The organism is Nonomuraea composti, from assembly GCF_012034275.1.
GTDB classification, from domain to species: Bacteria; Actinomycetota; Actinomycetes; order Streptosporangiales; family Streptosporangiaceae; genus Nonomuraea; species Nonomuraea composti.
This window is the reverse complement of sequence record NZ_JAATEP010000002.1, coordinates 530,152-550,288: the sequence shown is the minus strand read 5'-3', so window position 1 is coordinate 550,288 and position 20,137 is coordinate 530,152. Positions and strand designations below refer to the sequence as shown.

Annotated in this window: 21 protein-coding genes and 1 pseudogene; 9 read left to right on the top strand and 13 right to left on the bottom strand. The window is 72.6% G+C overall.

Annotated elements, in window-relative coordinates; translation table 11 throughout:
* Window positions 1-754 (top strand): annotated as a pseudogene (locus tag HCN51_RS05365) (serine protease); the annotation flags it as partial.
* On the opposite strand, the gene HCN51_RS05360 reads toward HCN51_RS05365, so the two are convergent.
* Complete coding sequence (locus HCN51_RS05360; protein WP_168007306.1) at window positions 751-1,209, bottom strand: cupin domain-containing protein; 459 nt, start codon at window positions 1,207-1,209, stop codon at window positions 751-753. The pseudogene HCN51_RS05365 and the gene HCN51_RS05360 sit on opposite strands and share 4 nt — an antisense overlap.
* A 229-nt stretch (window positions 1,210-1,438) precedes the next feature.
* Here HCN51_RS05360 and HCN51_RS05355 point away from each other — a divergent pair, with 229 nt between their 5' ends.
* The gene (locus HCN51_RS05355) at window positions 1,439-2,677 is read left to right on the top strand and encodes a DUF6596 domain-containing protein (RefSeq protein WP_168007304.1); all 1,239 of its coding nucleotides are present in this window, start codon (window positions 1,439-1,441) and stop codon (window positions 2,675-2,677) included.
* 189 nt (window positions 2,678-2,866) lie between these two features.
* Here HCN51_RS05355 and HCN51_RS05350 read toward each other — a convergent pair whose 3' ends face one another.
* Genes HCN51_RS05350 through HCN51_RS05325 form a run of 6 tightly spaced genes read right to left on the bottom strand, consistent with a single transcriptional unit; the run spans window position 2,867 to window position 8,991 of the window.
* Entirely contained in the window at window positions 2,867-3,844 is a 978-nt protein-coding gene (locus tag HCN51_RS05350) for a M24 family metallopeptidase (protein WP_346433538.1), read from the bottom strand.
* The gene (locus HCN51_RS05345) at window positions 3,841-4,752 is read right to left on the bottom strand and encodes an ABC transporter ATP-binding protein (RefSeq protein WP_168007302.1); all 912 of its coding nucleotides are present in this window, start codon (window positions 4,750-4,752) and stop codon (window positions 3,841-3,843) included. The genes HCN51_RS05350 and HCN51_RS05345 overlap by 4 nt, the downstream gene beginning before the upstream one ends.
* Entirely contained in the window at window positions 4,749-5,522 is a 774-nt protein-coding gene (locus HCN51_RS05340; protein WP_080037893.1) for an ABC transporter ATP-binding protein, read from the bottom strand. Before HCN51_RS05340 ends, HCN51_RS05345 begins: the two co-directional genes overlap by 4 nt.
* The gene (locus tag HCN51_RS05335; protein ID WP_080037892.1) at window positions 5,519-6,379 is read right to left on the bottom strand and encodes an ABC transporter permease; all 861 of its coding nucleotides are present in this window, start codon (window positions 6,377-6,379) and stop codon (window positions 5,519-5,521) included. Before HCN51_RS05335 ends, HCN51_RS05340 begins: the two co-directional genes overlap by 4 nt.
* On the bottom strand, window positions 6,376-7,398 hold the full coding sequence (locus HCN51_RS05330) for an ABC transporter permease (RefSeq protein WP_168007300.1): 1,023 nt from the start codon (window positions 7,396-7,398) through the stop codon (window positions 6,376-6,378). The genes HCN51_RS05335 and HCN51_RS05330 overlap by 4 nt, the downstream gene beginning before the upstream one ends.
* Window positions 7,399-7,410: 12 nt before the next feature.
* Window positions 7,411-8,991 (bottom strand): ABC transporter substrate-binding protein, encoded by a 1,581-nt coding sequence (locus tag HCN51_RS05325; protein WP_168007298.1) that lies wholly within the window; start codon window positions 8,989-8,991, stop codon window positions 7,411-7,413.
* A 110-nt stretch (window positions 8,992-9,101) separates the two neighbouring features.
* Here HCN51_RS05325 and HCN51_RS05320 point away from each other — a divergent pair, with 110 nt between their 5' ends.
* Complete coding sequence (locus HCN51_RS05320; protein WP_080037889.1) at window positions 9,102-9,749, top strand: Lrp/AsnC family transcriptional regulator; 648 nt, start codon at window positions 9,102-9,104, stop codon at window positions 9,747-9,749.
* Window positions 9,750-9,821: 72 nt separating this feature from the next.
* On the opposite strand, the gene HCN51_RS05315 is transcribed toward HCN51_RS05320, so the two are convergent.
* From HCN51_RS05315 to HCN51_RS05300, 4 genes are all read right to left on the bottom strand, one after another.
* Window positions 9,822-10,157 (bottom strand): avidin-fold protein, encoded by a 336-nt coding sequence (locus HCN51_RS05315; RefSeq protein WP_346433537.1) that lies wholly within the window; start codon window positions 10,155-10,157, stop codon window positions 9,822-9,824.
* Between the two features lie 66 nt (window positions 10,158-10,223).
* Window positions 10,224-10,976, bottom strand: coding sequence for a TetR/AcrR family transcriptional regulator (locus HCN51_RS05310; RefSeq protein ID WP_168007296.1), 753 nt, complete (start codon window positions 10,974-10,976; stop codon window positions 10,224-10,226).
* A 9-nt stretch (window positions 10,977-10,985) separates the two neighbouring features.
* Window positions 10,986-11,894 (bottom strand): alpha/beta fold hydrolase, encoded by a 909-nt coding sequence (locus tag HCN51_RS05305; RefSeq protein ID WP_168007294.1) that lies wholly within the window; start codon window positions 11,892-11,894, stop codon window positions 10,986-10,988.
* A gap of 142 nt (window positions 11,895-12,036) precedes the next feature.
* Window positions 12,037-12,747, bottom strand: a complete 711-nt coding sequence (locus tag HCN51_RS05300; RefSeq protein ID WP_168007292.1) for a helix-turn-helix domain-containing protein — start codon at window positions 12,745-12,747, stop codon at window positions 12,037-12,039.
* A 226-nt stretch (window positions 12,748-12,973) separates the two neighbouring features.
* On the opposite strand from HCN51_RS05300, the gene HCN51_RS05295 reads away from it, so the two are divergent.
* The 5 genes from HCN51_RS05295 (at window position 12,974) to HCN51_RS05275 (ending at window position 18,066) form a co-directional block, all read left to right on the top strand.
* Window positions 12,974-13,816 carry an oxidoreductase gene (locus HCN51_RS05295; RefSeq protein WP_168007290.1) on the top strand — a complete coding sequence of 281 codons (843 nt, stop codon included), beginning with the start codon at window positions 12,974-12,976 and terminating at the stop codon, window positions 13,814-13,816.
* Window positions 13,813-14,709 carry an ABC transporter ATP-binding protein gene (locus tag HCN51_RS05290; protein WP_168007288.1) on the top strand — a complete coding sequence of 299 codons (897 nt, stop codon included), beginning with the start codon at window positions 13,813-13,815 and terminating at the stop codon, window positions 14,707-14,709. Before HCN51_RS05295 ends, HCN51_RS05290 begins: the two co-directional genes overlap by 4 nt.
* A complete protein-coding gene (locus HCN51_RS05285; protein ID WP_168007286.1) occupies window positions 14,706-16,322 on the top strand; it encodes an ABC transporter permease in 1,617 nt (538 codons plus the stop codon). Before HCN51_RS05290 ends, HCN51_RS05285 begins: the two co-directional genes overlap by 4 nt.
* A 53-nt stretch (window positions 16,323-16,375) precedes the next feature.
* Window positions 16,376-17,398, top strand: coding sequence for an LLM class flavin-dependent oxidoreductase (locus HCN51_RS05280; RefSeq protein WP_168007284.1), 1,023 nt, complete (start codon window positions 16,376-16,378; stop codon window positions 17,396-17,398).
* A gap of 89 nt (window positions 17,399-17,487) precedes the next feature.
* Window positions 17,488-18,066 (top strand): dihydrofolate reductase family protein, encoded by a 579-nt coding sequence (locus tag HCN51_RS05275; RefSeq protein ID WP_168007282.1) that lies wholly within the window; start codon window positions 17,488-17,490, stop codon window positions 18,064-18,066.
* 8 nt (window positions 18,067-18,074) lie between these two features.
* Here the strand turns inward: HCN51_RS05275 and HCN51_RS05270 are convergent, their stop codons facing one another.
* Together HCN51_RS05270 and HCN51_RS05265 are read right to left on the bottom strand one after the other, a co-directional pair.
* A complete protein-coding gene (locus tag HCN51_RS05270; RefSeq protein ID WP_168007280.1) occupies window positions 18,075-18,464 on the bottom strand; it encodes an ATP-binding protein in 390 nt (129 codons plus the stop codon).
* 191 nt (window positions 18,465-18,655) lie between these two features.
* Window positions 18,656-19,285 (bottom strand): chemotaxis protein CheB, encoded by a 630-nt coding sequence (locus HCN51_RS05265; protein ID WP_168007278.1) that lies wholly within the window; start codon window positions 19,283-19,285, stop codon window positions 18,656-18,658.
* 171 nt (window positions 19,286-19,456) lie between these two features.
* Between HCN51_RS05265 and HCN51_RS05260 the strand changes: the two genes are divergently transcribed.
* Complete coding sequence (locus tag HCN51_RS05260; protein WP_168007276.1) at window positions 19,457-19,846, top strand: STAS domain-containing protein; 390 nt, start codon at window positions 19,457-19,459, stop codon at window positions 19,844-19,846.
* Window positions 19,847-20,137 lie beyond the last annotated feature (291 nt).

Genomic DNA, 20,137 nt, shown 5'->3' with positions numbered 1-20,137 from the left:
GGACTTCTTCTTCCTGTCGAACGAAGAACTGGTGACGGTCTCCGGGGGTGTGGTCGAACACTGGAACGCCCGCGACGGCCGTCACCTGTCCGACCCCCTCGACCTCTACACCCTGTTCCCCGACGGGCCCGACGCGAAGGACTTCTACGTCCAGCGGCACTACAAGCCCGGCTACGTACAGGTCACGCTGACCGCCGATCGCACCTTGCGCGCCGTGCGCCTCGCCTCCCGGGTGGAGGATCCGGATCTGCGGATCCGTTTGGGAGACGACGTGGTCACCGCGGCGGTCGAGCCGAGCGCACGCTACGCCATGGTGCTGACCAGCGGACGCATCATCGAGCTGTGGTCGGTGGCGGACCGGCGGCGCACCCAGAAGATCTTCGGCTCGCTCGGCCCCCTGGAGCCGGGCAACTCCCAGATCGGGACGTTGCAGGAGGACGACGCGGGCAATCCCGGCTTCTTCCTCGCCTACGGGCGTTCTGTACGCTTCCTGCGCGTGCACGACTCGGGTCAGGTGGACGTGACCACCTACACCTTCGCCGGCGAACAGAACTTCGTGGCAGCGACCGGCGACGGCAGGGCCCTGCTGAGAAGTCCCGCCAAGATCGCCGACCTGCTCCGGCTCGACCCCGTACAGTGGAGATCCCACGTCTGTTCCGTCCTCGGACGCGACCTCGCCGAGGACGAGCGCCGGGCCCTCCCCCGCGGGCTGCCGGACGCCGTCTGCCCGCTTCCAGGGACCGCGAACCCCTAATCGTCGATCTTGAGCTGGGCTCCCGTGTCGGAGACGAAGATGACCAGCAGTTTCGCCGGTTGTGTCCGGCTGGTGTTCTCGGTGAGCACGTGATGGGCGCCCGGGAGTTCGACCCAGTTCTCGCCCTGCCGGTACGTGCGCACCGGCTCGCCGCCGAGGCGGCTGCGTACGGTGCCCGCGAGGACGTACGCGTAGACGAAGGCTTCGCCGTGGCGGTGCGGGGCGGCGCGGGCGGCGGGCGGGAAGCTGACGATCGTCGAGGTGAACGTCTTGCCCTTGACGTTCGGGAGCGCTTGTTCCAGGAGAGGTGACAGCGTCTCGGACGGTGGTTGCGAGGTCGTCACGGCGGTCACCGGTATCCGGTCGGCGGCCCGTGGGGTCGCGGGGGCGCAGGAGGTGGACGCGGCCAGCAGGCCCGCGGCCAGGAGGCTGCCGGCGAATCGTGCTCGAATCATGACCGTCCCCTACCCTGAACAGGCCTTATCTCGCAGCGGGGCGTCTCAGGCCGAAGTTTCGAAAGTGGTGTCGGATCGGGGCGGGGGTGTTCGTAGCAGAGGTGGGGACGCCCGCCCGCGCGTCTCGCGCACCGTCTTGACACCCAGGAGATGATCCACGGATGCAGTATCTGATTTCCGTCATTCACCACCAGGCCGACGGCGTCACCGTCGGGGTGCGGGCGTTCCGGTGAGCACGATCGACGCCCGCGAGGCCGTCACCCAGGCGCACCGGGACGAGTGGGCCCGCGTGGTCGCGGCCCTGACCAGGCGGTTCGGCGATCTCGACATCGCGGAGGAGGCGGCGGCCGAGGCGTTCGCGACCGCCGTGCAGCGGTGGCCGGCCGACGGCGTGCCGCCGAACCCGGGCGGCTGGCTGACCACCACCGCCACCCGTCTGGCCATCGACCGGATCAGGCGTGAGAGCAAACGCGACGACAAGCACAGGAAGGCGCTGATGTCCTACGACGACCCGCCCGAGTCTCTGGGCGTCATCGACGACGACCGGCTCCGCCTCATCTTCATCTGCTGCCATCCGGCGCTGGCGATGGAGGCGCGGGTGGCGCTGACGCTGCGCATGGTGGCCGGGCTGACCATGCCGGAGATCGCGCGCGCGTTCCTGGTGGCCGAGAGCGCGATGGGGCAGCGCATCACCCGCGCGAAGGCGAAGATCAAGGCGGCCCGCATCCCCTATCGGATGCCGTCCGCCGGCGACCTGCCGGCGCGCGTCTCCGGTGTCCTCGCCGTCCTCTATCTCGTCTTCAACGAGGGTTACCTGGCCACCGGGCCCGGCACCGACCCCGTGCGGCACGACCTGACCGCGGAGGCGATCCGGCTCACCCGCCTGATCCGCACCCTCCTGCCGGACGACGGCGAGGTGGCGGGGCTGCTGGCGCTGATGCTGCTCACCGAGGCCCGCCGGGCCGCGCGCGTCTCGGCCGGCGGCGAGCTGGTGCCCCTGGCGGAGCAGGATCGCGGCGCCTGGGACGCGGAGCTGATCGCCGAAGGCCACCGGCTGGTACGCGAGCGGCTGGTCGCCGCCGCGGCCGGGGCCGTCCCCGGCCGCTACCAGATCCTCGCGGCGATCAACGCCGTGCACACCTCCGCCCGCGACATCCGCGACACCGACTGGTCGCAGATCCTCGCCCTGTACGACCGGCTCGCCCGCCTCGACCCCTCACCGGTCATCGCCCTCAACCGGGCCGTCGCCGTGGCCGAGCTCGACGGCCCGGAGGTGGCGCTGGCCGTCGTGGACCGGCTGGCCGGGGCGTTGTCCGGCTACCACGCCTACCACGCCACCCGCGCCGACCTGCTGCGCCGGCTGGGCCGGGGGCAGGAGGCGCGCGCGGCGTACGAGCGGGCCGTCGAGCTGGCGGGCAACACCGCCGAGACCGCCTATCTGACCCGCCGCCGCGACCAGCTGCGCTAGCGCATCGCGTGAACCAGAAGTGCCAAGTCAGGCGCCTCCATGTCCACGCCAGTGCTCATGGCGGTCGCGGTAGCGCGGGCGAACGGACTCGACATACCGAAGTCGGCCGGGGTCCGCCCGCACCGCGGCGTGCCGGCCGAACAAACCAACCAGGGGTATATCGGCGCGGGCGCGCTCAAGTGGAGGGGGCTACCGGTCGAGGACGTGCAGCGTGTGCGGGGCCGTGCCGAGCGGCAGCGCGCCGGCCTGCGCGCACAGCGCCACGTCCGCCACCCTGGCGCCGAACAGGTCCGGCACGTGGATGGCCGGCTCCAGGCAGAACGTCATCCCCGGCTCCAGGGTCGTCTCCGCGCCCGGCCCCTCGTCGGGGGCGAGGCCGATGCCGCGGCCGGCGTGCGGGGCCGCGAACCGCCCGTACCCGCTGCCGTCGATCACCTCGGCCACCGCGCGGGCGACCTCGCCGGCCGGCACGCCGGGACGCAGCGCGGCCAGGCCCGCCCGGTGGGCGGCGAGCACCACCGAGTACATCGCCTCGAAGTCCTCCGGCGGCTCGGCCACCACGAAGACCCGGGCCGCCTCCGCGCAGTAGCCGCCCCACCGGCCGCACACCGACACGCCCAGCGCGTCCCCCGGGTTGATCACGCGGTGCGCGGGCAGGTGGGCGGGCCGCGCCGTGTGCTCGCCGGCGGCGACCCGTACCGACAGCGGCTTCTCGCAGCCGGACTCCAGCAGCAGCGCGCGCAGCCGCGCGGCCATCGCCCGCTCGGTCTCCCCGAACCAGGCCAGCTCCGGCACCCGCGCCAGCACGCCTTCGGCCGCCGCGACCGCGCGCCGCAGCGCCTCGATCTCGTACGGCTCCTTGCGCAGCCGCAGCGGCGCGAGCACGGGGGCGGCGGGCACCAGCTCGGCCTCGATGGCCAGCCCGAACAGCTCGCGCACCCGCATCTCCGGATCCACCCCGACCCGCCGCGCCCCCTGCGGCACCAGCGCGGCCGGGTCCCCGGTCTCGGCCATCGCCTCCTGGGTGAGGACGAGGAAGGGCCCCTGCCCGCCGCCGAGGAAGCGGAAGTCGGGCGAGGGCCGCAGCACGAGCGCGTCGATCCCCGTCTCCGCCATGGCCCGCCGCGCCGCGACGGCCCGCGCCGCCGCCACCGCCTCGGGGGTCACTTCGGCTCGTGCAGCCAGCAGGCGACCGGCCCGAAGTCCGGCTCCTTGTCGCGGCACACGTCCATCACCAGCGGGCAGCGCGGGCTGAACCGGCAGCCGGACGGCGGGCTGGCCGGGTCCGGCACGTCGCCGGGCAGCTCCTCCGGCAGCACGCCCAGCCCGTCCGGCTGCGGGATGGCCGCCAGCAGCGCCCGCGTGTACGGGTGGCGGGGGTTGGCCCACACTTCGGCCGTGTCGCCCACTTCGACGATCTTGCCGAGGTACATGACCGCGATCCGGTCGGCGATCAGCCGCACCACCGACAGGTCGTGGCTGATGAACAGCAGCCCGGCCCCCGACTCCACCGCGAGGTCCCGCATCAACCGGGCGACCTGCGCCTGCGCGGAGGCGTCCAGGGCCGAGATCGGCTCGTCGCCGATCAGCAGCCGGGGCCGCGCGGCCAGCGCCCGCGCGATGGCGATGCGCTGCCGCTGGCCGCCGGAGAACTCGTGCGGGTGCCGCCCGGCGAACTCGCGCGGCAGGCCGACGCGTTCCAGCAGGTCGGCCGGGGAGGTGGCGGTGTCGCGGGCGGTGCGCAGGCCGTCGGCGATCTGGTCGCCGACGCGCCGGCGCGGGTTCAGCGACGCGTACGGGTCCTGGAACACCATCTGGATGCCGGTCAGCTTGCGGCGGCGCAGCCCGAGCGGCGTGACGGGCTGCCCGCCGAAGTCGATCGAGCCGGCGGTGACGGGGTTCAGCCCGCAGACGGCGCGGGCCAGCGTCGACTTGCCGCAGCCGGACTCGCCGACGAGGCCGACGACCTCGCCGGGCCGTACGGTCAGGCTGGCCCCGGCCACGGCCCGCACGACGGGCCGCCCGGGAGAGCGGTGCTCGACGACCAGGTCGTCGATGGTCAGCAGGCTCGTCATCGCAACTCCGCATCGGGCAGGGAGTCCAGCAGGGCTCGCGTGTAGGGGTGCTCCGGCTCGCGCAGCACCCGGCCGCGCGGCCCCGACTCGACCACCAGGCCGTCCTTCATGACGCTCACCTCGTCGGCCACCGCCGACATGACGCCCAGGTCGTGCGTGACCAGCAGCACCGCGAGGCCCAGCTCGTCGCACAGGCCGCGCAGCAGCCGCAGCACGCCGGCCTGCACGGTCACGTCGAGCGCGGTCGTGGGCTCGTCGGCGATGAGCACCTCCGGCGAGCAGGCCAGCGCGATGGCGATCGCGATGCGCTGCCGCATGCCGCCGGAGAACTGGTGCGGGAAGCGCCCGTACGCCTCCTCAGGGCCGGGGATGCGGACCTTGCCCAGCAGCTCCACGGCCCGCGCCTTCGCCTCGGCCTTGCCCAGCCGCAGGTGGTGGCGCATGTGCTCGGTGAGCTGCGTGCCGATGGTCAGCATCGGGTGCAGGCTGGTCGCCGGGTCCTGGAAGACCATGGCGATCCGGCCGCCGCGCACCTGGTTGAGCTCCTTGGGCGGCAGCGTCAGCAGCTCGCGCTCGCCGAGCCGGATCGAGCCGGTCGTGCGGGCGCCGTGCGGCAGCAGGCCGAGCGTGGCCAGCCCGGTCATCGTCTTGCCCGACCCGCTCTCCCCGGCCAGGCCGTGCACGCGTCCGGCCTGCAGCCGCAGGTCCACGCCGCGCAGGATCTCCTTGCCGCCGATGGAGACCCGCAGGCCGGTGATGTCCAGCGTCACAGCGCACGCTCCTTGATCGCGCGGGCCGTGCGGGGGTCGAGGGCGTCGCGCAGCGTGTCGCCCAGGAAGTTGAACGCCAGCACGACGGTCAGGATGGCCAGCCCGGGGAACGTCGCCACCCACCAGCTGTCGAAGACCTCCACGCCGGAGGCCACCATCGCGCCCCACTCGGGCGACGGCGGCTTGGCGCCCAGGCCGAGGAACGACAGCCCGGACAGCAGCAGCAGGGCGGTGCCGATGTCGAGCGTGGCCAGCACCAGGACGGGGCCGGTGATGTTCGGCAGCACGTCCACGCGCAGCGAGCGCCACACGGAAAAGCCCAGCAGCCGCCCGCTCAGCACGAACTCCCGCTCGCGCACGCCCAGCACCAGCCCGCGCGTGACGCGGGCGTAGGCGGGCCAGGCGACCACCAGCACGGCCAGCACCGCGTTGGTCAGGCTCGCGCCCAGCGCGGCGGCCACCACCATGGCCAGGATCACGGTCGGGAACGCGAACACCAGGTCCGCCACCCGCATGATGGTCTCGTCCACCCAGCGGCCGAAGTAGCCGGCGCACGCGCCGAGCAGGCCGCCGACCAGCACCGACAGGGCCACCAGCAGCAGCGTCAGCGGGATCGACACGCGCGCCCCGTACATGACGCGGCTCAGGATGTCGCGGCCGAGCTGGTCGGTGCCGAACCAGTGGCCGGGCCCGGGCGGCGCGAGCCGGGGCAGCTCCTGGGCGAGCGGGTCGTGCGGGGCGAGCCAGGGCGCGGCCAGCGCCACGACCAGCCACAGCAGCGCGAGCACGGCGCCGGCGACGGCCAGCGGCTGCCGCCACGCCTCGGGCAGCCTGCCCAGGAGACTCACGCGGGTCATTGCAGCCTCACTCGGGGGTCGATGACGCCGTACAGGACGTCCACGACCAGGTTGATGACGAGGTAGACGATGCCCACGACCAGGCCGACGCCCATGACGGCGGGCAGGTCGAGGGTGGTGGCGCTCTTGTACGCGTACTGGCCGATGCCGGGCCAGGCGAAGATGGCCTCGACCAGGACGGTGCCCGACAGCAGGCTGCCGAAGGCCAGGCCCGCCACGGTGATGATGGGCACCAGCGCGGAGCGCAGCACGTACCGGAACAGGATGGTCCGGCCGGGCAGGCCCTTGGCGCGGGCGGCGCGCACGTAGTCCTGCCCGAGCACCTCCAGCACCGCCGAGCGGGTGAAGCGGGTGAGCAGGCCGATCGTGTAGAGCGCCAGCACGAGCGCGGGCGTGATGAGGTGGCCGACGGCCGAGGCGAAGATGTCCCAGCGGCCGGCCAGCAGCGCGTCCACCGTCTGCAGGCCGGTGACGGCGGGGGCGCCGCCGAGGGCGGCGTCCACCCGGCCGCTGCCCGGGGTGATCTGCAGGCGGTAGAAGAACACGTAGAACGCGACCAGCGCCAGCCAGAACGTCGGCACCGAGATGCCGACCAGGCTCAGCACCCGCAGCGCGTGGTCCGACAGGCGGTCGCGGCGCAGCGCGGCCACGACGCCGAACGCCACGCCCAGCACCAGCGAGACCAGGATGGCCGCGCCCGCCAGCTCCAGCGTCGCCGGGACGAACTCGGCGAGGTCCTGGCTGACGGGGCGGTGGCTCTGCTGGCTGGTGCCCAGGTCGCCCTGGACCAGGCCCTGGAGGTGGAGCAGGTACTGCTGCCAGAGCGGCTTGTCCAGGCCGTGCTCGGCCCGCCACTGGGCGACGATGGCCGGGTCGCCGAGCGCCCGCTGGCCGAGGTTGGCGGCCACGGGGTCGCCGGGGACGAGGTTCGTCAGGACGAACGTCACCAGCGTGATGCCCCACGCCATCAGGACGGCCAGCAGGACGCGGCGGATGAGGAACCGCGCGAGCGGAGGCAACGCGGACCGCCCCTACTTCGCGCCGAGGTCGGCGACGTCCACGGTCCACACCGGGTGGTACTCCAGGCCGGTCACGGAGGCGGCCGACACGATGTTCTGGCTCGGCTGGATCAGCGGCACGAACGGCCCGGAGGCGTTGAGCTTCGTCTGCACGTCGGCGTAGGCGGTCTTGCGGGCCTCGTCGCCGATCGCGGTGGCCGCCTTGGCGCCCGCCTCCTCGATCTCCTTGGCCGCGCCCTCCTTCCATCCGGCGCGCAGGCCGACGGTCTTGCCGGGCAGGAAGGCGAGGTAGTCGCTGGGGTCCGGGTAGTCGGGGCCCCAGTACCACAGGCCCATCTCCTCCTTGCCGTTGCGGTAGTTGTCGAGGGCCGTGGTGACCGGCGCGGGCTGCAGGTCGACGGTGATGCCGACCTCCTTGAGGTTGGCCTGGACGCGCTCGGCCAGCGGCTGGAACGACAGCCCGTTGACGGTCAGCTCGCTCGGGTACTCCAGCTTCACGGTCGGGTTGGACAGCCCGCTGGCGGCCAGCGCCGCCTTGGCGCCCTCGACGTCCCGCTTGGCGCCCTGGTCGGCGGGCAGCGCGCCCAGGATCTGGGACGGGATCACGCCCGGCGCCTGGGTGGAGCCCTCGCCGGCCAGCTCCAGCAGCCCCGCGTAGTCGACGCCCTTGCGCACGGCCTCGACGAACTTGGCGTTCGTGGTGGTCTTGCTGATCGCCGAGTCCTGGTTGGCCAGCAGGAAGATGACGTTCGCCGAGGCGGTCTTCTTCACCTGGAGCGTGGCGGGCATGCCGGTCACCTGGTCGCCCGACAGGTTGAGCGCCACCTGGCTGTCGCCGCGCTGGACGTTCAGCTTCTGGGTGGCGGCCTCGACGTTGCGGATGACGACCTTGTCGTAGGCGGGCTTGGTGCCGTAGTACTTCGGGTTCGCCTTGAGCGTGACCTGGCTGCTCACGTTGAACGACTCGATCGTGTACGGCCCGGAGCCGGCGGAGTGCCCGTTCAGGTACTGCTCGGCCTTGTCCTGGGCGTCGGTGGTCGCGCCGTTCTGCTTGGCGACCTTGCTGTTGAGGATGCCCAGCGCCGGGTTCGGCAGGATGAACGGCAGCGCCGGGTTGGGCGTCTTCGACGTCAGCGTGATCGTCGTGTCGTCGGTCTTGGCCACCTCGACGCCGTCCAGCAGGAACGACGGCGTGCCCTTCATGTCGCGCACGCGGGTCAGCGAGAACACCACGTCGTCGGCCGTCACGGGCGAGCCGTCGGCGAACGTTGCGCCCTGCTTGAGCTTGAGCGTCAGCGTCTTGCCGTCCTTCGACAGCTCGTACGACTCGGCCAGCGCGGGCACCGGCTTGGTCACGTCGGCCCCGTCGAAGGTGAGCAGCGTCTCGTACACCGCCTTGCCGACGATGAGCCCGGTCGGCTCGTACGTGCGGCCGGGGTCGGCGGTCTTCAGGTCGAAGGACGTGTCGATGACGAGGGTCTTCCCGCCGCCGCCTGCGGCCGCGGGGGTCTGTGACGTGCCGCCGCTGCCGCAGGCGGCCAGGGCGAGTGCACCGGCGAGCAGCACGGCCGCCGTCTGGGAGCGGGTCGCCATGAGTGTCCTCCAAAATTGGACGTTCGGCAGAAGGATGTCGAGGATTGTGCGGCAGAACGTCCAGGGACTGTGCGGTCGGCTAGACGTATATAAAGGTCGATGAGGTAATGATGAGTGAAATTTCCAGAAATGGTGTCAGCGGTGGCGGTCAGCCTGGACGGATCGGCATCGGTCTCGAGCTCGACGACATCCACCTGAAGATCCTTGAGGTCCTGCGCGAGAACGGCAGGATCTCCGTCGCGGCGCTCGCCGAACGGGTGGGCATCTCCCGGGCCAACGCCTACACCCGCTTCGAGGCGCTGCGCGCCGACGGCGCGATCAAACGGTTCACGGCGGAGATCGACCACGTCAGGGCGGGGCTCGGCATCACGGCACTGATCTTCGTGACCGTGCGCCAGCAGATGTGGAAGCAGTTCAGGGCCGAGCTGGCCCGGATGCCGGAGGTGGAGTACTGCGCGATCACCACCGGCCAGCACGACGCGATGATCCAGGTACGGGTCTCCGACGTGGCCGCCGTGCACACCATGGTCACCGACCGGCTGGCCAACATCCCGGCCGTCAAGGCGACCGAGACCGTGTTCATCCTGGACGAGGTGCTCAGGCGGCCGTACGTGCTGCCGAGCGACCGCGACCCGGCCCGCGACCGCGCCCGGCAGCAGCGGCGGCCCGCACAGGAGGCGCAGGGCGACGTGCCGCTCGGCAAGATGCGCTTCGTCGGCGCCGCCGAGGGCCGGGCCGCCCTGCGCAAGGACGACTAGGCTGCCGGCCGGGCCAGGATCGGGCCCGGCTCAGGCCCGGCTCAGGCCCAGCTCAGGTCCCCCAGACTCGGTTCAGGCGACCTCGGTGCACACGCTCACGTGCAGGGTGTCGTCCCCGTCGAACCTGAACTCCTCTACCAGGCGCAGCAGCCCGTCGTCGCCGGTCTCGATGCGGCTGGTGCTCTGCCCGCCCGCCTTGCCGCCGGCGACCAGCGCGTGCGCGTACGCGATCGACACCTGGTCGCCGTCGCGGGTGCCGACGAAGCGCCCGTGGGTCACCGTGTCGCCGGTGTACTCGCCCCACACGACCTCGTCGGCCTCCCAGTACCGGAACCTGGTGGGGCTGTCGGGGTTCACCGCGCTCGCCGTCGAGCTGACCATCACGAATGTACGACCGTTGAGATTCACGCCTCCTATGGTCCCTACATTTCCGAAATATCAGCACACGGCTGGACATATGGTGAGGGCGGCCTGTCAATGCCCGGAAATCCGTCCAGCCGAGCCCTCGCCGGAGGGCACGCGAGCGCGGCTCAGTCCATCGGCCGGCCCGAACAGCCGGTCCAGGTGATACTCGATGATCTCCGTCGCGTCCTCGTAACCGCGCTGCCCGCTCAGGACGCTGGAGGTCAGGCCGTTGGCCAGCGCGAGCAGCCCCGCGACCTCGATGCGCGGGTCACGGTCGGGGGCGATCTCCCCGGCCTGCTGGGCGGCGGCCAGCCGTTTGGTGAGGAAGCTCTCCAGCGCGTTCGGCAGGGTGAGCCCCGCCGCGGCCAGCACCGGGTCGGTGAGGGCGGCGGTGTAGTAGGCGGTCCAGGCCATGGAGTCGAGCCTGCTCTGCTCGTCGAAGGGCACGACCGTACCGAGAACGGCGGCGAGCACGGCCCGCGCCGTCATCTCGTCCACTGACGGCTCACCCCCCACCCGCTCACCCGTAGCGGGTTTGCTCGCCGCCGACTCTCCCGCCGCCGCCTTGCTCACCACCGGTTCGCCCGCTGCGGCGGCCCGCTGCTTGGCCCGGCGGTTCATGCGCGCTCCCAGCTCCGCCAGGCCCGACTCCAGCAGGGCCTGCTTGTTCGCGAAGTAGTACTGGACGACGCGCAGCGACACCCCGGCCTCGGCGGCGACCTCCCGCATGGAGACCGCCTGGAGGCCGCGGGTACTGGCGATGCGCAGCAGCGCCGCGGTCAGCTCGCGCCGCCGCTCGTCATGATCCACCTGCTTGGGCATGCCGGTGACCTACCCGTGCGCCGGCGCCGCACCGGCGGGCCGCGCCTGGCGGGGGAAGCCGAGGATGCGCTCGATGACCAGGTCCGCCGCCTCGACGGACAGCGAGTGCCCGGTGCCGGGCACGATCTCCACCCGCCACGACGGCACCACGTCGGCCAGCCGCGCGGCCACCGCCTGGGCCTCCAGCAGCGTGCTGCGCGCGCCCAGGAGCACCTGCACGGGCACGGTCAGCTCGCGCAGCTGCTCGTCGGTGTAGACGGGCGGGACGGGCACGCGCCGGCGGTAGGAGAAGCCGAGCCGCATCAGCTCGATCAGCGCGTCCTCGCGCAGCACGCCGTTGCCCGCCACGCCCGCGAGCCGGTGCCGCAGCACGCGGGGCAGCATGGAGCAGACGGCGCCGGCGACGGCCCACCGCAGGAACCGCCCGGTGATCGGGCCGAACCCGCCCGGATCCACCAGCGTCAGCGCCGCGACCCGGCCCCCGCCGCCCCGCTGCTGCTCCACCGCGGCCCACGCGCCCGCCGAGAACCCCGCCAGGTGCGCCCGCTCGGCGCCGACCGCGGCCAGGACGTCGGTGATCCACCCCCCGACCGTGGCGCCGGACTCCAGCGGCCGCGTCTGCACGGACCGGCCGGGCTCGCCGAGCGGATCGAGGACAAGGACCGGACGCGTACGCGCCAGCGGCCCGACGTACTGGTACCAGGCGAGCGCGTTCCCCCCGGCACCCGCCACGAGAACGACCGGATCCCCCTCGGCGGGCCCCGCCCGGTAGGCCCGCACGCTCCCGGCGCGCGTCTCCACGTCGAAGGCGTCCACCGGCACGGGCCACAGCTCGCGCAGTAACCGGTCGTAGGCGGCGTGGTACTTGTCGCGGGCGGCGTCGCTGGTGAAGCCGGACGGACGGTCAGGCACGCGCATGGTGACCCCATCTCCTGTTTGGATACAGTCGTATCCTAACAGAGGATCCCTGCCATGCTCCGGCGGCAGGACAGGCCGAGGACGTGCGGCGCCGGCCCGCGTGCGCGCACCTGCCGGGCGCGCGGGCCGCAGCCGAGCGGGCTCACTCCCCCGCGGTGTCCTGGTCGCCGGCGAAGGTCTGCCGGTAGTGCTCGGCGGCGAGGGCCATGTCGGTGCTGAGCAGGTCGAAGAACCGGCTGGCGGTCCTGAGGCGGTGGCCCGCCGGGGTGTCGGCGCCGAGCACGTCGACGCCCACGCGGACGGTCTCGGCCCACATCATCATCGACCGGGTGCCCACCTGCCAGGCGTGATACCAGACCTCGTCGTCGATGACGTAGCGTTCGCGCCGGTTGTCGCGTTCGCGCCGGATGAGGCCGATCAGTTCGAGGTAGCCGACGCCTTTGGAGATGGAGGCGGGGCTCACGCGCAGCCGTTCGGTGAGGTCGGCGACGGTCAGGTCGCCGGTGTCGCTGGTGAACAGGCAGGCCAGCACCCGGGCCGCCATCGGCGGCATGCCGCCCAGCCGCTCGGTGAGCAGTTCCTCGAACGCGCGCACCGCCTCCGGGTCGCGCCGGTCGGTCGTGGCCGCCGGCGGGGCGGGGACAGGACTGGGGCGGCGGCGGGCGCGCCATTCGGCGGCCCGTTGCGCGTGGGCGGCGCGGTAGCCGTGCGGGCCGCCGTTGCGGGCGATCTCGCGGCCGACGGTGGAGCGCGGGCGGCCCAGGCGGCGGGCGATCTCGGCGTACGCCAGCCCGTTGAGCAGCCCTTCGGCGATCGTGCGGCGCTCCTCGTACGACAGGTGGCCTCGCGGCATGCGCCCTCCTGGAACGTCCTGCGGCGGCGCCCCCAGTATGCCGCCGGCACCACCTCATCGCGACAGCCACGGCCAAGGTGTTGCGTTTGCCGACACCGTCATGACACCAATCGAATCGCTCTGACCTGCGATGATTCCTTTCGCTCCTTGCCCGATTCCTGATGGCGTCCGTAGCTTTTCCCCCTGCGTGAACGAAGGGACGTTCACCCAGAAGGGATCTTCGCCAATGTCAGCCAAGGTCTGCCTGGTCACCGGCGCCTCGTCCGGAATCGGCCAGGCCACCGCACGGGAGCTGCTGCGCGCCGGCCACGTCGTGTACGGCGCCGCGCGGCGCGCCCACCTGATGGGCGCGCTGCGCGAGGCAGGAGGCCACGCCCTGCCCATGGACGTGACCGAAGAGGAGGACCTGCACAGGGTCGTCCGCACGATCGTGGACGCGCACGGCCGCATCGACGTGCTGGTCAACAACGCCGGCACGGTCGTGCACGGCGCCGTCGAGGACACGCCGCTCGCGATGGCGCGCGAGGTGTTCGAGGTGAACGTGTTCGGGCCGGCCCGGCTGACCCAGCTCGTCCTGCCGCACCTGCGCCACCAGCGCTCGGGCACGATCGTGAACGTCTCCTCCATCGGCGGCGAGCTCGCCCTGCCGCTCGGCGCCTGGTACTACGCCTCCAAGCACGCCCAGGAGGCGTTCTCCGACACCCTGCGCATGGAGGTCGCGCCGTTCGGCATCGACGTCGTCGTCATCCAGCCGGGCATCATCAGGACCGGCTTCGAGGCCGGATCGGCCCGCCAGCTCCGCGAGATCTCCGGCCAGGGCCCCTACCACCGGATGGCCGAGGCCATGGCCCAGGCCGCAGAAGCCGCCATGAACGACCCGGACAGCCCGGCCTCGGACCCCGGCGTCGTCGCCGCCACGATCCTGCGAGCCATCGAGGCCCCGCGGCCGGAGACCCGCTACGTGGTCGGCTGGCAGGCCGAAGCCCTGCTGAACCTGCACCGGACGCTGCCCGACCGCGACTTCGACGCCGCGGTCACCGCCCACCACCCCGCCAGGAGCACCTCATGACCGCCGCCATAGCCGTGTCCGGGCTGGTCAAGGCCTACGGGCCGGCCCGCGCCCTCGACGGCCTCGACCTCACCGTCCAGGCCGGGGAGGTGCACGGCTTCCTCGGCCCGAACGGCGCGGGCAAGAGCACCACCATCCGCATCCTGCTCGGCCTGATCCGCGCCACCTCGGGCACCGCCCGGCTGCTGGGCGGCGACCCGTGGGCCGACGCCGTGCGGCTGCACCGCCGGCTGGCGTACGTGCCGGGCGACGTCGAGCTGTGGCCCAACCTGACCGGCGGCGAGGTCATCGACGTGCTCGGCCGGCTGCGCGGCGGCCTGGACGCCAAGCGCAGGAAGGAGCTGGTCGAGCGCTTCGAGCTGGACCCGAGGAAGAAGGCCCGCACCTACTCCAAGGGCAACCGGCAGAAGGTGGCCCTCGTCGCCGCCTTCGCCGCCGACGTGGAGCTGCTCATCCTGGACGAGCCGACGAGCGGCCTGGACCCGCTGATGGAGGCCGTCTTCCAGCAGGTCGTGGCCGAGGCCAAGGCGGCCGGCCGGACGATCCTGCTGTCCAGCCACATCCTCGCCCAGGTCGAGAACCTGGCCGACCGCGTCACCATCATCCGCTCCGGCCGTACCGTGGAGTCGGGCACGCTGGAGCAGCTGCGGCATCTGACCCGCACCAGCATCGTGGCCACCACCGCCGCCCCGGTCACCGGCCTGGACGGGCTGCCCGGCGTGCACCACCCGGCCGTGGACGGCCTGGGCGTGCGCTTCAGCGTCGAGACCCGGCATCTCGACGCCGCCGTCCGGCACCTGACCACGTTCGGCATCCGCTCGCTGGTCAGCCACCCGCCGACGCTGGAGGAGCTCATGCTCCGGCACTACGGCACCGGGCAGGCCGCCGCATGACCGCCACCAGCACCCAGCTGACCGGCATCCAGCTCACCGGCCCCCATCTGACGGGCACCGCCGCGATGGTCCGGCTGGCGCTGCGCCGCGACCGGATCAAGCTGCCGATCTGGCTGATCGCCATCGCCGCCATGGTGCCGCGCTTCTACTACGCCGCCGCCACCATCGTCGCCCCGACCCCGGAGGCCAGGGCCGAGGCCGCGCAGATGATCAAGGCGTCGTTCATGCGGGTGCTCGCCGGGCCGGTCTTCGGCGACGGGCCCGTCACCTCGCAGAGCTACTTCCTGGCCGCCTACTGGGTGGAGTTCCTGCTGGCCGCCGCGTTGCTGAACATCCTGCTCATCACCCGGCACACCCGCGCCGAGGAGCAGACCGGCCGCGCCGAGCTGATCAGGGCCGCCGTCGTGGGCCGGCACGCCCAGCTCACCGCCGCCCTGCTCGTCTCCGCGCTCGGCAACGCCGCGCTGGCGGCCCTCACCGCCGCCGCCGCGATCAGCGTCGGCTTCCCGGCGGGCGGCGCGCTGCTGTTCGGCCTCTCCCTCGCCGCGACCGGGCTGGTGTTCGCCGCGCTCACCGCCGTCACCGTGCAGATCACCGAACAGCCGCGGGGCGCCGGCGGGATCGCCGGCGCCGTGCTGTTCGCGGCGTGGCTCGTGCGCGGCGCCGGAGCGCTGCAGGACCAGCAGGGCGGGCCGCTGTTCTGGCTGTCGCCGATCGGCTGGTCGCAGCAGACCCGGGTGCTGGCCGGCGACCGCTGGTGGCCGCTCGGCCTCTCCCTGGTGCTCGCCGCGCTGCTGGTCGCCGCCGCCTACCGGCTGGCCGGGCAGCGCGACCTCGGCGCCGCCCTGATCGCCGCCCGCCCCGGCCAGGCCGCCGCGCCGTCGTGGCTGCGCTCCCCGCTCACGCTGGCCTGGCGGCTGCAGCAGGCGTCCATCGCCTGGTGGGCGGCCGCGTTCCTGGCCGCCGGCCTGGCCATGGGCGGCATGAGCGGCGGCATGGCCGGCATCGACCTGGGCCTGTTCCCTCCCGGAGCGGACGTGGTGCGCGGCTGGCTGAGCCTCATGGTGTTCACCGGCTCGCTCTACACGGGCGTGTTCGCGCTGCTGTCGGCCGCCCGGCTGCGCGCCGAGGAGGCGCACGGCCGCGTCCAGCCCGTGCTGGCCGGGCCGACCAGCCGCTCGGCCTGGTTCACCGCGTCCCTGGCGGTCACCGCGCTCGGCGCGCTCCTCCTGCTGGCCGTCTACGGCGCGGGCCTCGGCCTCGGCGCCGCCGTCTCCACCGGCGAGCCCGGCCTGGTGGCCGAGGTGGCGGGGGCGAGCCTGCTGCGCCTGCCCGAGGTGCTGGTGCTGCTGGCCATCCCCGCCGCGCTGCTCGGCCTGGCCCCGCGCGCCATGGCCGCCGCCTGGGCGGTGTTCCTCTACAGCGCGCTCGTGCAGGTCTTCGGCCCGTACGCGGGCGTGCCGGCCTGGCTGGCGAACACCTCCGTGCTGTCCCACCTGCCCTGGCACCCCCTGGGCACGTTCGCCCCGGTGGCCACGCTCGTGCTGACGGCGCTCGCCGTCCTGCTGACCCTCCTCGGCGGGTACGGGCTGCGGCGCCGCGACCTCGCCTGAGCGGGGACGGCCGTCCAGGAATGTCCTTGACGCGCGGAAGGTTGAAGACCGGTATGAAGAAGATCGGTTTCCTGAGCTTCGGGCATTGGTCGTCGTCGCCGTACTCGAAGGCACGCAGCGCCTCCGACACCCTGCTGCAGTCGATCGAGCTGGCGGTGGCCGCCGAGGAGCTCGGTGCCGACGGCGCCTACTTCCGCGTCCACCACTTCGCCCAGCAGCTCGCCAGCCCGTTCCCGCTGCTGGCGGCCGTCGGCGCGCGGACCAGCCGGATCGAGATCGGCACCGGCGTCATCGACATGCGCTACGAGAACCCCCTCTACATGGCCGAGGACGCCGGCGCGGCCGACCTCATCGCGGGCGGCCGGCTGCAGCTCGGCATCAGCCGGGGATCACCCGAGCAGGTGATCGACGGCTGGCGCTACTTCGGCTACCAGCCGGCCGAGGGCGAGACCGAGGCGGACATGGCGCGCCGCCACGCGGAGGTCTTCCTCGACGTGCTGCGCGGCGAGGGGTTCGCGCAGCCGAACCCGCGGCCGATGTTCCCCAACCCGCCCGGCCTGCTGCGCCTCGAACCGCACTCGGAGGGGCTGCGGCAGCGCATCTGGTGGGGCTCCAGCTCGAACGCCACCGCGAAGTGGGCCGCCGGCCTGGGCATGCACCTGATGAGCTCCACGCTCAAGGACGACGAGAACGGCAAGCCGTTCCACGTGCAGCAGGCCGAGCAGATCGCGGCCTACCGGGAGGCGTGGAAGGAGGCCGGCCACGAGGGCGAGCCGCGGGTGTCGGTGAGCCGCTCGATCATGCCGATCGTCAACGAGACGGACCGCGCGTACTTCGGTCACGAGCGCGCGAGCTCCGACCAGGTCGGCTTCATCGACGCCACGACCAGGGCCATCTTCGGGCGCACGTACGCCGCCGAGCCGGACGTGCTGGTGAAGGAGCTGGCCGCCGACGAGGCGATCGCCGCGGCCGACACGCTCCTGCTGACCGTGCCCAGCCAGCTCGGCGTGGACTACAACGCCCACCTGCTCTCCTCGGTCCTGACCCACGTCGCCCCCGCCCTCGGCTGGCGCTGAGCGGGCGAACGCCGGGGGTCGATGAGTTTCGGCGGTGCCGGGAGTCTGCATGTGCGACCCGTGATCGACGGCACCCCGAGGAGAGCGACATGACCGCCACCTACACCTTCGACGTCTTCTCCAGCCTCGACGGCTACGGCGCCGCCGGCGGCGACTGGACCGGCTACTGGGGCAAGCAGGGCCCCGAACTCCTCGAGCACCGCTTCGCCCAGTACGGGGAGCGGCAGCGGATGGTGTTCGGGGCCGCCACCTACCGGGCGTTCGCCGGGATGCTGGCCGACAGCACGGACGAGTCCGAGGTCCGCGACCCGTGGGTCACGAGGATGGTGAACCTGCCGGCGACGGTGGTGTCGAGCACCCTCGACGGAGCCCTCGACTGGCCGGACGCGACCCTGGCCCGCGGCGACGCCGTCGAGGTCGTCGCCCGGCTCAAGGAGGAGTCGGATGTGCCGTTGCGCTCGCACGGCAGCCTGTCGATGAACCGGTCGCTCATGGCGGCCGGCCTGGTGGACCGGGTGCAGGTCACGCTCTTCCCGGTGATCACCGGCCGGACGGGGCTGGACCCGATCTTCCAGGGCGCGCCCGACTTCGACCTCGAGCTGATCGAGAGCCGCACGCTCGACGGCCGCATCCTGGAGCTCGTCTACCGGCCCACCCTGCACCCCTGAGGCGCTGGTCAGCGTCCGGTCGCCGTGAAGGGGACGTGCATGGTCAGGGTGAGCAGCGAGCCCTGGCCGGTCTGGTCGAGACGGACCTGGTCGCACAGCCGCTGGATGATCCACAGGCCGTAGCCGTGCGACGCGCCCGGCTCGATCTTGGCTTCCGCCAGGTGGTCGCGGGTCAGGTGGCCGGCGACGTCCTCGATCTCCACGACGACGGCGCCGGGCCGGGTGCGGACGGTGAGCGTGCCGGCGGCGCCGCCGTGGTCGAGCACGTTGGTGATCGCCTCGTTGACCGCGAGCACCAGGTCCATCAGCCGCTCGCCGCGCAGGCCGCCGGCGACGGCGTGCGCGCTGACCAGGTCACGCAGGCGTGCGAGATCGGCGCTGATCGGAGAGTGCAGCACCCGCTCCATTGTCATCGTCGGCCCATCGCAGGAGGTTGGGGTGAGGTCTGTGCGGACCTTTCCCCGCTGACCTCGCGACAGAGCACCAAACACCATAACGGACGGAACCGGATGTCGTCGCAGGGATGCGGCCGGTGAGCGAGCCCGCCCCGCCAGCCGCCGTGTATCGGGCTCGGAGGTGGCTGGCCTGTTCAGGTCGCCGTGCCGGCGTGGGCGACGATCGCGGCGGCGATCTCGTCGAGGGCCAGGATCTGGTCGACCTGGTGGGTGTCGATGGCGGCCGCGGGCATCGAGAAGAACTTGGAGGTGGCCTGGTCCTGGGCGATGACGGTGCCGCCGCAGTGGGCGACGGCGCGCACGCCGGCCTGGCCGTCGTGCCCCATGCCGGTCAGGACGACGGCCAGCGCGCGCGGCCCGCAGGTGACCGCCAGGGTGGCCAGCAGCAGATCGGCCGACGGCCGTGACGGCGGCAGGGCGCCGGCCTCGATCAGCCCGATCCTGGACTGGGAGGTGACCAGCAGGTGCCGTCCCGGCGGGATGACGAGGACCTGCCCGGGCCGCAGCGCGTCGCCGTCGGCGGCGCTGCGGACGGGCAGCCTGGAACGGCGGGCCAGGATGGCCGTCAGCCGCCCCCCGGGATTGGCCGGATCCTGGTGCAGGGCGACCAGCACGGCCGCGGGCAGGGTGGCGGGCAGCGGAGCGAGCACCCGCGACAGTGCGTCGACCCCGCCGGCCGACGCGATCAACGCCACCACCGGGAAGGAGACGGCGAAACCGGCGCCCCTGAGTGGGCCGATCGCACTCTGCTCCGGACCGGTCATTCTCCTACTTCATCACAAGACCGTGTGACGAACCGCCTTCCCGCACCGGCTTTCCCCCATAGGCTCGGCGATGACGGCACGGACGCCGCCGTACCACCAGGACACACCTTCCGGGACGGGCATGATCGCCATTGTTCGGATTCCGACGGCCCGCACCCCGGCGAGGCCGGCATGACGTCCTTGAGGCTCGACTGCCGCCGGCTCGCCGACGGGGTGGTGATCGACGTGGCCGGGGAGCTCGACGCGAGCAACGCCGACGACCTGGAGACCTACGTCGGCCAGGTGTGGCAGCCGGGCCGGCCGCTGATCCTCGACCTGGGCGGGCTCACCTTCATGGACAGCACGGGCCTGCACGTCCTGCTGCGCGTGCACGGCGAGGTGCGCAGGCAGGGCGGCCGCCTGCACCTGGCCGCCGTACAGGACCTGCCGGCCCGGCTGCTGCAGATCACCGAGGTGTGGGACGCGCTCAGCATTCATCCCAGCGCCGAGGCCGCGATCGCCAACCCGTCCGAGCCGCCACGCCTGCGGCGGCTGATGGGCGAGCGGCCCCCGGAACGCTGATGATCGAGTGCGCCGGCCGGTGTCGAGAAGGGCTTTACGGAATTGTCAGAGAATCCGGTAAGGAGCCCTGACACCGGTCAAGGCGAATTTCTCGCACCCCGCATATCGATGCGGCAATAACTTTCAACGGCCATCGACGCACCGCCCCGGCTAATCGGGTCGCGTAATCCTCTTATCCCTTTCCGGGAAGTACCGGTCCAAGGTCACCAACCTCGATCATTGGTCGCGGCAAATCAAGATCCGTGTGCAATCGTACGGTTCCCGTCGTGAAAACCGCGCGCCGCAGGGTGG

Excerpts from the sequence above, each read along its gene's own strand:
- HCN51_RS05325 (WP_168007298.1), bottom strand. The coding sequence starts at position 8,991 with ATGGCGACCCGCTCCCAGACGGCGGCCGTGCTGCTCGCCGGTGCACTC.
- HCN51_RS05310 (WP_168007296.1), bottom strand. The coding sequence starts at position 10,976 with ATGCCCAAGCAGGTGGATCATGACGAGCGGCGGCGCGAGCTGACCGCG.
- HCN51_RS05295 (WP_168007290.1), top strand. The coding sequence starts at position 12,974 with ATGTCAGCCAAGGTCTGCCTGGTCACCGGCGCCTCGTCCGGAATCGGC.
- HCN51_RS05360 (WP_168007306.1), bottom strand. The coding sequence starts at position 1,209 with ATGATTCGAGCACGATTCGCCGGCAGCCTCCTGGCCGCGGGCCTGCTG.
- HCN51_RS05265 (WP_168007278.1), bottom strand. The coding sequence starts at position 19,285 with ATGACCGGTCCGGAGCAGAGTGCGATCGGCCCACTCAGGGGCGCCGGT.
- HCN51_RS05345 (WP_168007302.1), bottom strand. The coding sequence starts at position 4,752 with ATGACGAGCCTGCTGACCATCGACGACCTGGTCGTCGAGCACCGCTCT.
- HCN51_RS05285 (WP_168007286.1), top strand. The coding sequence starts at position 14,706 with ATGACCGCCACCAGCACCCAGCTGACCGGCATCCAGCTCACCGGCCCC.
- HCN51_RS05335 (WP_080037892.1), bottom strand. The coding sequence starts at position 6,379 with ATGACCCGCGTGAGTCTCCTGGGCAGGCTGCCCGAGGCGTGGCGGCAG.
- HCN51_RS05280 (WP_168007284.1), top strand. The coding sequence starts at position 16,376 with ATGAAGAAGATCGGTTTCCTGAGCTTCGGGCATTGGTCGTCGTCGCCG.
- HCN51_RS05305 (WP_168007294.1), bottom strand. The coding sequence starts at position 11,894 with ATGCGCGTGCCTGACCGTCCGTCCGGCTTCACCAGCGACGCCGCCCGC.
- HCN51_RS05260 (WP_168007276.1), top strand. The coding sequence starts at position 19,457 with ATGACGTCCTTGAGGCTCGACTGCCGCCGGCTCGCCGACGGGGTGGTG.
- HCN51_RS05290 (WP_168007288.1), top strand. The coding sequence starts at position 13,813 with ATGACCGCCGCCATAGCCGTGTCCGGGCTGGTCAAGGCCTACGGGCCG.
- HCN51_RS05300 (WP_168007292.1), bottom strand. The coding sequence starts at position 12,747 with ATGCCGCGAGGCCACCTGTCGTACGAGGAGCGCCGCACGATCGCCGAA.
- HCN51_RS05275 (WP_168007282.1), top strand. The coding sequence starts at position 17,488 with ATGACCGCCACCTACACCTTCGACGTCTTCTCCAGCCTCGACGGCTAC.
- HCN51_RS05320 (WP_080037889.1), top strand. The coding sequence starts at position 9,102 with ATGAGTGAAATTTCCAGAAATGGTGTCAGCGGTGGCGGTCAGCCTGGA.